The organism is Curtobacterium citreum (assembly GCF_006715175.1).
GTDB lineage: Bacteria > Actinomycetota > Actinomycetes > Actinomycetales > Microbacteriaceae > Curtobacterium > Curtobacterium citreum.
Genome location: NZ_VFMQ01000001.1, coordinates 3,506,212 through 3,518,455 on the forward strand (window position 1 = coordinate 3,506,212; position 12,244 = coordinate 3,518,455).

The 12,244-nt window shown below is 73.1% G+C and carries 12 protein-coding genes; 10 read left to right on the forward strand and 2 right to left on the reverse strand.

All coding sequences use genetic code 11. The annotated features are described in order from the left end of the window. Positions 1 to 139 precede the first annotated feature (139 nt). From FB462_RS16590 to FB462_RS16625, 9 genes are all read left to right on the forward strand, one after another. A complete protein-coding gene (locus tag FB462_RS16590; RefSeq protein WP_141863090.1) occupies positions 140 to 1,771 on the forward strand; it encodes a RecQ family ATP-dependent DNA helicase in 1,632 nt (543 codons plus the stop codon). 236 nt (positions 1,772 to 2,007) lie between these two features. Beyond that, on the forward strand, positions 2,008 to 2,301 hold the full coding sequence (locus FB462_RS17455; RefSeq protein WP_167510155.1) for a hypothetical protein: 294 nt from the start codon (positions 2,008 to 2,010) through the stop codon (positions 2,299 to 2,301). A gap of 44 nt (positions 2,302 to 2,345) precedes the next feature. Next, positions 2,346 to 2,714 carry a hypothetical protein gene (locus tag FB462_RS17460; protein ID WP_167510156.1) on the forward strand — a complete coding sequence of 123 codons (369 nt, stop codon included), beginning with the start codon at positions 2,346 to 2,348 and terminating at the stop codon, positions 2,712 to 2,714. Further along, the gene (locus tag FB462_RS16600; RefSeq protein WP_167510157.1) at positions 2,711 to 3,568 is read left to right on the forward strand and encodes an oxygenase MpaB family protein; all 858 of its coding nucleotides are present in this window, start codon (positions 2,711 to 2,713) and stop codon (positions 3,566 to 3,568) included. The genes FB462_RS17460 and FB462_RS16600 overlap by 4 nt, the downstream gene beginning before the upstream one ends. Positions 3,569 to 3,595: 27 nt before the next feature. After that, positions 3,596 to 4,432, forward strand: coding sequence for a phosphoribosyltransferase family protein (locus tag FB462_RS16605; RefSeq protein WP_141863094.1), 837 nt, complete (start codon positions 3,596 to 3,598; stop codon positions 4,430 to 4,432). Further along, positions 4,429 to 5,985 (forward strand): nicotinate phosphoribosyltransferase, encoded by a 1,557-nt coding sequence (locus tag FB462_RS16610; RefSeq protein ID WP_141863096.1) that lies wholly within the window; start codon positions 4,429 to 4,431, stop codon positions 5,983 to 5,985. The genes FB462_RS16605 and FB462_RS16610 overlap by 4 nt, the downstream gene beginning before the upstream one ends. After that, positions 5,982 to 6,635, forward strand: coding sequence for an NUDIX domain-containing protein (locus tag FB462_RS16615; protein ID WP_141863098.1), 654 nt, complete (start codon positions 5,982 to 5,984; stop codon positions 6,633 to 6,635). Before FB462_RS16610 ends, FB462_RS16615 begins: the two co-directional genes overlap by 4 nt. Before the next feature lie 18 nt (positions 6,636 to 6,653). After that, a complete protein-coding gene (locus tag FB462_RS16620; protein ID WP_141863100.1) occupies positions 6,654 to 7,289 on the forward strand; it encodes a pyridoxal 5'-phosphate synthase in 636 nt (211 codons plus the stop codon). Between the two features lie 55 nt (positions 7,290 to 7,344). Further along, positions 7,345 to 7,839: a GNAT family N-acetyltransferase gene (locus FB462_RS16625; protein WP_141863103.1), complete on the forward strand. Its 495-nt coding sequence runs from the start codon at positions 7,345 to 7,347 to the stop codon at positions 7,837 to 7,839. A gap of 108 nt (positions 7,840 to 7,947) precedes the next feature. Here FB462_RS16625 and FB462_RS16630 read toward each other — a convergent pair whose 3' ends face one another. Next, positions 7,948 to 10,404, reverse strand: coding sequence for an ATP-dependent helicase (locus tag FB462_RS16630; RefSeq protein WP_141863105.1), 2,457 nt, complete (start codon positions 10,402 to 10,404; stop codon positions 7,948 to 7,950). Between the two features lie 126 nt (positions 10,405 to 10,530). On the opposite strand from FB462_RS16630, the gene FB462_RS16635 reads away from it, so the two are divergent. Continuing rightward, positions 10,531 to 11,043 carry a hypothetical protein gene (locus FB462_RS16635; protein WP_141863107.1) on the forward strand — a complete coding sequence of 171 codons (513 nt, stop codon included), beginning with the start codon at positions 10,531 to 10,533 and terminating at the stop codon, positions 11,041 to 11,043. On the opposite strand, the gene FB462_RS16640 is transcribed toward FB462_RS16635, so the two are convergent. Next, positions 11,017 to 12,030: a glycerophosphodiester phosphodiesterase family protein gene (locus tag FB462_RS16640; RefSeq protein WP_141863109.1), complete on the reverse strand. Its 1,014-nt coding sequence runs from the start codon at positions 12,028 to 12,030 to the stop codon at positions 11,017 to 11,019. The two genes, FB462_RS16635 and FB462_RS16640, sit on opposite strands and share 27 nt — an antisense overlap. Positions 12,031 to 12,244: the final 214 nt, after the last annotated feature.

The window sequence follows — 12,244 nt, forward strand, 5'->3', positions numbered from 1 at the left end:
CGTCGAGGGTCGCTCGATGTCGAGACAACGGCCGCGACCACCCTACTGCCGCAGCGTGGACACCCGGTGCGCGGATCCGGATGGCCGCGACGCGCCACGCGGGGAGGACCTCCAGCCGCCCCCGGGCACGGTGGCTCCGATGGACACCGCACTCCGTACCCGCGCCGCCGACGTCTTCGGCTGGGACCTCCGTGACGCCCAGGCCACGGTCATCGACGCCGTCCTGGCCGGCCGCGACGCCCTCGCCCTGATGCCGACCGGGTCGGGGAAGTCCGCGATCTACCAGGTCGCCGGGCTCGCACTCGACGGGCTCGTCGTCGTGGTCTCCCCGCTCGTGGCCCTGCAGGAGGACCAGGTCGTCGGACTGCAGCGGCACCCGGACGCCCCGCGTGCCGTGGCCGTGAACGCGACGAAGCGGGCCGCCGAGGTCGAGGACGCGTGGGACGCGATCGCCGCCGGGGACGTCCGCTACGTGTTCCTCGCGCCGGAGCAGCTCGCGAAGGACGACGTGGTCGAGCGACTGGCCGCGGCGGGCGTGTCCTTGCTCGCCGTCGACGAGGCGCACTGCGTGTCCTCGTGGGGGCACGACTTCCGCCCCGCGTACCTGGCCCTCGGCGAGGCTGCGGAGCGCCTCGGCCGTCCGCCGGTCCTCGCCCTCACCGCGACGGGCTCGGCCCCGGTCCGCGAGGACGTCGTCGCGCGCCTCGGCATGCGCGACCCGCTCGTGCTGTCCGCGGGGTTCGACCGCCCGGGCATCCGCATCGAGGTCGAACGCTACGCCGACGCCGACGAGAAGCGCGCGGCCGTGGTCGAGCAGGCCGCAGCCGCGACCGGCACCGGCATCGTCTACGTCGCGACCCGGAAGGAGACCGACGAGTACGCCGACGCCCTCCGCGCCCGCGGCAAGGACGCCCGGCCGTACCACGCGGGCATGCGGGTCCGGGACCGCGACGCTGTCCTGCACGCCTTCCACGACGGCGAGGTGGACGTGGTCGTCGCGACGAGCGCCTTCGGCATGGGCATCGACAAGCCGGACGTCCGCTTCGTGCTGCACGCCGACGTCGCCGAGTCCGTGGACGCGCACTACCAGGAGATCGGCCGTGCGGGCCGGGACGGCGCCCCGGCGACCGCGACCCTGCACTACCGCGCCGAGGACCTGGGCCTCCGCCGGTTCTTCGCGACCGGCACCCCGAAGCCCGCGTCGCTCCGCGCCGTGTTCGACGCGGTCCCCGAGGACGGGTCGATCGCCCGGTCGGCACTCGCCGACGCGTCCGGCCTGTCGACCCGGACCGCGGGCCGTGCGGTGAACACCCTCGTCGAGGCGGGCGTGCTCGACGACGGCGCGGACGGGATCGTCCGCGCTGCCGACGCACCGCACTCGGCCGCCGAGGCCGCGAAGCGCGCGTCCACCCGCGCCGAGGAGCGCGAGCAGGTCGAGCAGTCCCGGATCGCGATGATGCGACGGTTCGCCGAGACCACCGGCTGCCGCCGCCAGTTCCTGCTCGGCTACTTCGGCGGCGAGCTCGCCGAGCCCTGCGGGAACTGCGACACCTGCACGTCGGGCAGCGCCTACGAGCAGGGGGCGCACGGCGCCGACGGTGCGCACGACGACGTCTGGCCGCCGGAGTCGGCGGTCGAGCACGCGCAGTGGGGCCACGGCACCGTCATGAGCACCGAGGACGACCGGGTTACCGTCTTCTTCGAGTCGGCCGGGTACAAGACGCTGGCCCTGGCCGACGTCGAGGAGCGGCACCTGCTCGAGCGGGTCTGAACCCGGGACGCCGAGCACAGGGGGAAGGCGCGGTCGCTCGACCACCCGTCGGCGACCGCGCTCCACTCCCCCGAGCACGGCGAGTGTGCCCCGCGTCCGTGTCCCGGAGGTGTCCGCCGGGTGAACGCGACGCGAAGCCGGGCCCCGAGTGCGCATCCCGGACGCCCCGTCAGGCGTCCGGCGTACACAGGAGGACCACCGAACGCGCCCGATCGGGCGAACGACAAGGAGCCACCATGAGCGACCCCGGCATCAGCCCCGTCGACGACTTCGACGCCCAGGAGCGCCGCGCCGACGACGTGGACCGCGAGCACGTCGGGCCGTACGAGGTCGACGAGTCCGAGGAGTCCCTGGAGACCGTCACGAACGACGCCGTCGCGGGCGAGACCGTCGAGCCGCAGGTCGGCGACGGCTCGGACGACGGCCCCACGGGCGGCGCCCCGCGCGAGGGCTCCCCGGACCTCTGGGAGCACGACGGGGACGAGGACCGTCCTGACCTCGGCGGCGACCTCGGCACGAAGCCGCTCTGACGCAGCACGGCACCGACGGAGCACGGGACGGTAGGTTGCCGCCCGTGCTCCGCCGTGTCCGTGCCGCCGTCCGCCGCGTCCCTGCGGTCGCGAGGCTGCTCACCCTCGCCGCGCTCCTGCTGGTGGCCGCGGGCGCGCACATGCTCGTCCGCGGGGACGGCCCGGCCACGTGGGTACCGCTCACCGTCGCCGGGATTGCGATCGCCCTCCTGACCGGCTGCCCGACCCGCACCTGGCCGCTCCCCGCCATCTGGCTCGTCGCTGCCCTGCTCGCGTCTGCTTCCGCCACCGGCGACGCCGTCGCCGCCCGCGTCGCCGCGGCGGCGGTCGCCGGTGGCGTCGGTCTCGTCGCCGCCGTCCTCCTGGACGTGGTCCCGGTGCTGCGGGCGCGCGGGCGCGGGTCCGCGACGTGACCGGTGGACGGCCTGGAGGCACGGCACACGACCGGTGGCGTGCCTCCCGTCCGACACCCGGCCGGGTCGCGGACCGTGCCCTGCGGGACTGGCTGGCCGACAGCACGCCCGTCGCGGCCGGCGGCCGCGCCATCCTGCTGCAGATCGCGGACCCGGTCGTCGCAGCGGGGGTCCGACGGCACTCGGACTTCGCGCGGCGACCGCAGCAGCGGCTCGCCCACACCCTGATGTTCGTCTCCGCCGTCGTGATCGGCACGGACGCCGACGCCGCCGTGGCGACCGCCTTCGTCGAGCACGCGCACCGGCCCGTCGCCGGCGCGGACGACGTCGAGCGCCAGCTGTGGGTCGCGGCGACGCTCTTCGACTCCGCACGTCGCGCCCACGAGCTGTTCGGCGACCCGCCCGGTCCGGACCGGGCCGAGGACGTGCTCGCGGCCTACGCGCCGATCGCGACCGCGTTGCGGGTGCCAGCAACGGATTGGTTCCGCGACGTCGCCGACTTCGACCGGTACTGGGCCGCGACGCTGCCGACGCTCACCGTCACCGACGACGCCAGGGGCATCGTCCGGGACCTCCTCCACCCGCGCTTCGCCCCGGCGTGGGTGCGGGCCGCGATGCCGCTCGTGCGGACCGTCACGGTCGGGATGCTGCCCGATGCTCTCCGCGCCGCGTACGGGTTCCCCTGGGGGCCGCGCGAACAGCGGCGCTTCCGACGGGCCGTCCGGCTCGTCCGGGGTGTGCGCCGCATGGTGCCGGCGGCACTCCTGCGGCTCCCGGGGCCCCTGCTGCTGCGCGCGATGCACCGGACGGCCGCCCGGTACCTCGCGGTACGGCCGGACCAGTTCTTGTCCTAGCGACAATTACCGTGGTACGGTCGGGTCATGGCAGTCGAACTCAGCACCTGGGACGCCCAGGGCACACCGACGACACCGACGTTCTCCACCATGCAGTTCCCCGCCGGTGAAGCCCACGTCAAGGTCGTGGACGACGCCGACGCGGGGGCGGCCACCGAGATCGCGACCCTGCGCGGCACCAACGGCGACGACCTCCTCATGCTCGGCATGTGGGCGGACGCGGTCCGGCAGCGCGGCAGCAGGTCCGTCGCCCTCGTCCCGTACCTGCCCGGCGCCCGCCAGGACCGCGGGCTCCCCTTCGGCGCGAAGGTCTACGCGGACGTCCTCAACGGCTTCCACATCGACCAGGTGATCGCCTTCGACCCGCACTCCCCCGTGATCGTCGGCCTCGTCGACAACCTCACGGTGGTCACGAGCGAGCAGGTCGTCCGCGACGCCGTGCTCGACGCAAAAGGGGACGCGTACACGGGGATCATCGCGCCGGACAAGGGTGCGGTCGCCCGTGCCACCGCGGTCGCCGAGTCCTGCGGGCTGCCGCTGTACCGCGCCGAGAAGCACCGCAACCCGGACACCGGCAAGCTCGACGGCTTCACGTGCGAGCCGCTCCCGGCGGACGGCCGGTTCCTGGTCGTCGACGACATCTGCGACGGCGGCGGCACGTTCACGGGCCTCGCCGGCTCGACCGGCCTGCCGAGGGAGCGCCTGAGCCTCTGGGTCTCGCACGGGGTGTTCTCCGGCCGGGCCCCGCAGCTCGCCGAGCACTTCGGCGAGATCGTCACGACCGACAGCTACCCGGCCCAGAACGCCGTCCCCGGTCTCCGGACCGTCCCGCTCAGCCCCTACCTCACGAAGGAGATCCGATGACCACCACGACGACGGGCCTCGAGCCCCGCACCACCACCGCGAGCCCGATCGCCCCACTGCTCGCCGTCGACGGCTACAAGCACTCGCACCGGCAGGTCTACCCGCAGGGCACGACCCGGATCCTGATCAACTGGACGAACCGCTCGAACGCGCACATGCCCGAGTCGACGCACGCCGTGGTCTTCGGGCTGCAGGCCTTCGTGCAGCGGCACCTCGTCGAGGCGTGGGAGCCGTTCTTCGCCGCGGACGAGGACACCGTCGCCGACCTGTTCGAGCAGGCGCTGCAGGGCTACTTCGGCCCGAACCACATCGGGGTCGACCACGTCCGCGCCCTGCACCGCCTCGGGTACCTGCCGCTCGAGATCCGCGCACTCCCAGAGGGCACCCTCGCCCCGATCGGCGTCGCCACCCTGACGGTCGAGAACACCGTCGACGAGTTCTTCTGGCTGCCGAACTACATCGAGACCGCACTGTCGGCGTCGATCTGGCACCCGTCCACCGTCGCGACGAAGGCGCTCGAGTACCGCGACCTCATGGAGGACTGGGCCGAGCGCACGGGCGCCGACCCGGCGAGCATCGACTTCGCCGCGCACGACTTCTCGTTCCGCGGGCAGTCGAGCATCGAGTCCGCGGCGGCCGGCGGCGCGGGGCACCTGCTCTCGTTCCTCGGCACCGACTCGATGCCCTCGCTCGACTTCATCGACCGCTACTACCCCGGCGACAACGGCTGGGTCGCGGCGAGCGTCCCCGCCACCGAGCACAGCGTGATGTGCGTCCGGGGCGCCGACGGCGAGCTCGAGACCTTCGAGCAGATCCTTGACGTCTACCCGACGGGCATCGTCTCGGCGGTGAGCGACGGCTTCGACCTGTTCAAGGTCATCACCGAGACACTCCCGCAGCTCAAGGACCGCATCACGGCCCGCGACGGCAAGCTCGTCATCCGTCCGGACTCGGGCGACCCGGTCGACATCGTCACCGGCACGGTGCACGGCGTCCCGCAGGACGAACTCCTCCGCGACGGCCGCAGCCACGAGGAGAAGGGCGTCGTCGAGCTCCTCGACGAGCTGTTCGGTCACACCGTCAACGCGGAGGGCTACAAGGTCCTCAACCAGCACATCGGCGTGATCTACGGCGACAGCATCACGCTCGACCGTGCGCACCGCATCTACGAGCGCCTGGCCGCCAAGGGCTACGCGAGCGACAACATCGTGCTCGGCATCGGCTCGTACACGTACCAGTACATGACCCGCGACAACCTCGGCAGCGCGGTGAAGGCGACGTGGGCGCTCGTCGACGGCCAGCCGGTCGACATCCAGAAGGACCCGAAGACCGGCAGCGGCAAGAAGAGCGCGAAGGGCCGCATCGCGCTGCACCGCGACGCGGACGGCGAGATCCGCCAGACCGACCAGGCCACGCCCGAGGACGAGGCCACGAGCCTCCTCCAGCCGGTCTGGGTCGACGGCCGCTTCCAGGTCCACCAGTCCTTCGCGGACGTCCGACAGGTGCTCCGCACCGAGCGGGCGGCCCGGGCCGCCCGCCGGGCGACGGTGTGACCGACGCCGCCACGGTGGCCCGCGACCAACCGCTCATCGCGATCGACGTCGTCCCGGTGTCGTTCACGACGGCGGACGGTCTGCGGGTCGCCACCGCGCGGCGGGCACACGACCCGTTCGCCGGCCTGGAGGCACTCCCCGGCGTGCTCCTGGACGCTGCGGAACGCCTCGAGGACGGCGCGCGACGCGCACTGCGGACCAAGACCGGGATCGACGCGGCTGCGGTCCGGCACCTCGCGCAGGTCGGTGCGTTCGACGGACCGTCCCGCGACCCGCGGGACACCGCCATCAGCATCGCGTTCCTGGCGGTCGTCGACCCGGGGGTGGACGCACCGCCCGCGGTCTGGCGGCGACCCGACCAGGGTGACCCGCGCCTCCCGTTCGACCACGACGCGATCGTCCGGACGGCCGTCGACCAGGTGCGGACCCGGCTGTGGCGCGACGTCCCGCTGACGCGCGCCCTGCTCGGCGAGGTGTTCCCGACGTCCGCGGCGGCGCAGCTGCACGCGGCGCTGCACGGCAGCGCACCAGACGCCGGCAACCTCAACCGCTCCCTGCGGACGAACCCGGCGCTCGTGCGGGCCACCGCACCCGCGACGACGGGCACGCGGGGCGGACGTCCCCCGGCGACCTGGACGTGGGCGGACTGAGCGCGGTTGGCTGGTGCCATGTCCGCTTCGCTGTCCGGTGACGACTCCCTGCACCTGCCCGAGTTCGACGCGCCGCCGTCGTCCCCGATCGACCTGGCCCGGCGGTGGCTGGACGACGCCACATCGCGCGACGTGTCCGAGCCGATGTCGATGACCCTCGCGACGGCGGGGGCGGACGGCCGGGTGAGTGCCCGCACGGTCGACGTGAAGCGGCTGGAGGACCGCGGGCTCGTGTTCGGCACCTCGACGCTCAGCCCCAAGGGGCGGCAGCTCGCCGAGAACCCGCACGCCGCGCTCCAGGTGTACTGGCGCGAGACGATGCAGCAGCTCCGGTTCGAGGGCCGGGCGGTGCAGCTCTCCGACGACGAGTCCGACGCACTGTTCGCCGACCGCTCGCCGAAGTCCCGCGCCGCGACCGCGATCGCCGACCAGTCCGCCGTGCTCGAGCCCCGGACCCTGCAGGACCTGATCGACGACGCGAACGTGCTCCTGTCCGAGACCGACGACGCCGTCCCGCGCCCGGAGGGGTGGGTTGCGTGGCGGCTCGAGCCCGAGGTCGTGGAGTTCTGGCACGGCAGCCGCGACCGGATGCACCGGCGGCTGCAGTACGTCCGCGCGGGCGAGGGCTGGGACGCGGTGCGGCTGCAGCCGTAGCGGGGGCGCTCGTGCTCTGCCTGTTGCCGTCCGCAGAGCGCGGTAGCGTCGGCGGATGGGGAACGCAGGCGCAGTGACCGTCCGACCGGCCGGGGCAGGGGACGCCCGGGCGATCGCCGAGGTGCACGTGCGGGCCTGGCAGGAGGCGTACGCGCACCTGCTGCCCGCGGCGTACCTCGCCGCGCTCGACGTCGACGCCCGGGCGGCCCGCTGGGAGGGACTGGTGGTCGAGCCGGGCCTGACCGTCGTGGTCGCCGAGTGCGACGGCGCCGTCGTCGGATGGGCGTCCGCCGGCCCCGGGCGCGAGGAGCCCGCGGTGCGGGACCGAGAGCTCGAGGGCATCTACGTCCTCGCCGCCCACCACGCGACCGGCGCCGGGCAGGCGTTGCTCGACGCCGCGATCGGTGCCGAGCCGGCGTTCCTCTGGGTCGCGGAGGGCAACCCGCGCGCCGAGGCCTTCTCCCGCCGGAACGGCTTCGAGCGGGACGGTGCCGCGAAGCACGTGCCGATCGGACCGAGCGGCATGGACGCGGTCCGGATGGTGCGCTGACGCGCGGTCCGCGCGGTCCGCGCGGTCCGCGCAGTCCGTGCGGTCAGCGCTCGCTTCGTCCGGACCGAGCGCCTCGGGTCGAGCTCCCCGGGGCGGTGCGCCTCGGCGTCAGAGCTTCTCGATGGGCGCGATCTTGATCAGGAGCTTCTTGCGCCCCGCGGAGTCGAACGCGATCTCCGCGATGCGCTTCGCGCCCTGGCCCGTGACCGCGGACACCGTGCCCTGACCGAAGTCGACGTGCGAGATCCGGTCGCCAGGGGCGAGCTCCATGTCGCCGTTGTCCCGGACCTGCCCGGACACCCGGTTCGCCCACTCCGTCTTGGGACGGGTCTTCGCCGCAGCCGCCGCACGGTCGTACGACCCGCCGCCGAAGCCGCCACCACCGCGGTAGCCACCCCCGCCGGACGGACCGCCGCCGAGCCCACCGCCGCGCCGGGCGTTGAGGGCCCGGGGCTCGGTGCCACCGCGGCTGTTCGCCATGCCGGGCGACTGCTTCCACTCGATGAGCCCCTCGGGGATCTCCTGCAGGAAGCGAGACGGCATCGCCACGTTGACGTCGCCGAACTGCGCGCGGGTCATCGCCAGGGACAGGAAGAGGGACTTCTTGGCCCGGGTGATCCCGACGTAGAACAGTCGGCGTTCCTCGCTCGGACCACCCGGTTCGTTCGCCGACATCCGGTGCGGGAGCAGGTCTTCCTCGACGCCGGTGAGGAACACCGCGTCGTACTCCAAGCCCTTCGCCGTGTGCAGCGTCATGAGCGACACGGTGCCCGACGAGTCGTCGAGCTCGTCCGCCGCCGCGACGAGGGACACCTCGGTCAGGAAGTCGGACAGCGTGCCCTCGGGGTTGTTCTTCTGGAACTCCCGCGTCACGGCCACGAGCTCGTCGATGTTGTCGGCGCGCGCGGCGTCCTGGGCGTCGGGCGACTTCCGCAGGTTCTCGAGCAGCCCGGAGCCGTCGAGCAGCTGCGTCAGGGTGTCCACGACCGGCTGCGTCGCCGCGCGCGAGGCCACGTCGTCCAGCAGCGCCGCGAAGGACGTGATCGCGGTCCGCACCTTCGGGCCGAACCCGAGCTCGTCCGCGTGCCGCAGGGCGTCGCGCATCGAGGTCTCGTGCTCGTCGGCGTACCGCTGCAGCGCCGTCTCGGTCACCGCACCGATGCCGCGCTTCGGCACGTTGAGGATGCGGCGGAGCGAGAGCGGGTCGGCCGGGTTGGCAACGGTGATCAGGTACGCCATCGCGTCCTTGATCTCGGCGCGCTCGTAGAACTTGGTGCCGCCGAGCACCCGGTACGGGATCGCCGCGCGGATGAAGATCTCCTCGAGCGCACGGGTCTGCGAGTTCGTGCGGTAGAACACGGCCATGTCGCGGTAGGACGTGCCGTCGTCGTGCAGCCGCTGGATCTCGTCCGCGACGAACTGGGCCTCGTCGTGACCGGTGTAGCCCGTGAACCCGATGATCTTGTCGCCGGCGCCGACGTCGGTGAACAGGTTCTTGGCCTGCCGGTCGAAGTTGTTCGCGATGACGGCGTTCGCGGCGTCGAGGATGGTCTGTGTCGACCGGTAGTTCTGCTCGAGCAGGATGACCTTCGAGTTCGGGAAGTCCCGCTCGAACTCGACGATGTTGCGGATGTCGGCCCCGCGGAACGCGTAGATCGACTGGTCCGAGTCGCCGACGACCGTCAGGGACGCCGGGGCGATCGACCCGTCGGCCTCCCGCATGCGCTCGACGTGCTGGCCGGCGTCCTCGAGCTTGTCCACCTGCTCGACGGGCACCGGACGCGTGAGCTCACGGATGAGGGCGTACTGCGCGTGGTTCGTGTCCTGGTACTCGTCGACGAGCACGAACCGGAAGCGTCGCTGGTACAGCGCGGCGACCTCGGGGAACGCCCGGAACAGGAACACCGTCTGCCCGATGAGGTCGTCGAAGTCGAACGCGTTCGCCCGCCGCAGCTCGTTCGTGTACCGGCGGAACACCTCGGTGAACATGACCTCTTGCGGGTCGTTCGCGTTGATGTTGCGCGCGTACGTGTCGATGTCCTGCAGCTCGTTCTTGAGCTTTGAGATCTTCGACGCCGCAGCCCCGACGGTCAGCCCGAGCGAGTCCGCCTCGAGCTCCTTGATGATCCGCTTGAGGAGCGCGCGGGAGTCAGCGGAGTCGTAGATGGTGAACGACTGCGGGAACCCGAACCGCTCCGCTTCGCGACGGAGGATCCGCACGCACGCCGAGTGGAACGTCGAGATCCACATGCCCTCGGCAGCCTGCCCGACGAGGGCCTGCACGCGCTCGCGCATCTCGGCCGCGGCCTTGTTCGTGAACGTGATCGCGAGGATCTGCGACGGCCACGCCTCGCGGTTCGCCAGGAGCAGGGCGATGCGCCGCGTGAGCACACTGGTCTTGCCGGAGCCGGCGCCCGCCACGATGAGCAGGGACTCGCCGCGGTACTCGACGGCTTCCTTCTGCTGGGGGTTGAGACCCGCGGTGAAGGGGTCGTCGTACCCGCCGGCGCGGTGGCCCGCGTCCGGCTCGGGGGACTGGTCGAAGGGCTCGAGCACGATCGTCATGACCGGGTCAGTCTAGGCGCGCCCTCCGACAGCCGCAGCGGGCCGCGACCACGAGCTGTGGGCCGCGGGACACAGCTCGGTCCGCGAGGAGCCGGGCGTGCCGCGCGCACGTCCAGGCTGTGGGGCATGAGGACGTGGACCGTGTGGGACGCCGTGGCGCTCGTCGAGCGGAGCTGGTGCTGGATGGTCTTCGTCACCATGCCGGTGACGATCGTCGTCGCGCTGGCCGCTTCCCTGCTGGTCGACGGCCGCCCCCTCGGACCGGAGCAGGTGGCCGCCGCCGGGCTCCTCGGCCTGATCGTCGCCGTGGCGTCGGGGGTGGTGTCGGTCGGCGGCGGGATCGTGGCACTGCCGTGCACGTGGTTGCTCGGCTGGGCGCTCACCCGGCGCGCGCTCCCCCGAGGCGTGCACGTCGTCGCACACGCCGTGCTCGCCGGTGCCCTCGGGACGCTCTGCGTCGTCGTGCCGAGCGCGTCCTGGGGCTCGCCGCTGTGGGCTCCGCTCCCGGCCTTCGCCGCGGTCGTCGGGGTCGCAGCGAGTACCGCAGCCGCGATCGCCGCGCGGCGCACTGGGCTTCCGGCCGACATCGAGCCCGCAGCGGAGCCCGACGTCTCAGTCCGCGCTGCCGCCGACGAGTGACCGGGCCCGCACCGCGAGGTCCGGGTGGTCCGCGAACACGCCGTCGACGCCGGTCCGCAGCACCGAGGTGAACCAGCGCTCCCAGTCCCCGTGGGCGGCGACGTCCCCGCCCCGACGGAGCGGCGCCGGCAGGAACCGGTTCTCCGGCCGCAGGGTCCAGGTGTAGACCGCGAGCCCCGCCGCGTGCGCCCGGTCGACGATCGCGCTCCGCACCGGTCGGGGGTCGTCCACGGCCGCGGTGTCGGTCCCCGCCATCAGGGTCTTCAGGTCGACGCTGATCCCGTGGAACTCCGCGGCGAAGCCGGCCAGGGCCTCGTCGGTCCGCTCGGACGCCCACGACGGAGCCACCGACCCGTGGGCGGCGACCTCGTCCGCGGCGCTGCCACGAGCCTCCTGGAGGTACACGAGCCGGCCACCCGTCCTCCGCGCGCCGAGCTGCCGGAGCACCGTCTTCTCGAACGACTCGACCGTCAGGCGGTCGTCGCCGCGCCAGCCGGCGGCCCCGAGTGCGTCGTCGAGCAGCTGCGCCATCGGGAGGCCGGCCTGCTCGAAGAAGGTGGCGTGCTTCACCTCGGCGACGAGCCCGACCGGCCGCGGTGCCGCGTCGAGGATGCCGAGCAGGTCCTCGAGCCGGAGCACGCCCTCCTGCCCGTCGTACGCCGCGGACGCGGGCCGCAGGGCCGGGAGGCGCTCGCGGACCCGGAGCGTGCGGAGCTCGTCCCACGTGAAGTCCTCGGTGAACCACCCGGTGACGACCTGTCCGTCGACGGTCTTCGACGTCCGCAGGTGCGCGAACTCGGGACGGTCCGCGACGTCGGTCGTGCCGGACACCTCGTTCTCGTGGCGCAGCACGAGCACGCCGTCCCGCGTCGGCACGAGGTCCGGCTCGATGGCGTCGGCACCGAGTTCGACGGCGAGCTCGTAGGCGCTCCGGGAGTGCTCGGGCCGGTGGCCGGACGCACCGCGGTGGGCGATCACACGGGTCATGCGCCGAACCGTACCGCCCCGCCGTGACCGGGCGGTGTCGCGCGACGGGACACTGCTGCGAGCCGTCGCAGGTGATCGGCGATCACTCGGCCGGCTCGGGGTGCGCTCGCAGACCACCCCCATAGTCTTCGGGTGTCGGGCCCGTCAGGACCCGCTTCCGCTCGCCGCGAATCCTCAGCCTTCCGCGGCGCAGCACCTCTAGGCTGAGAGGACT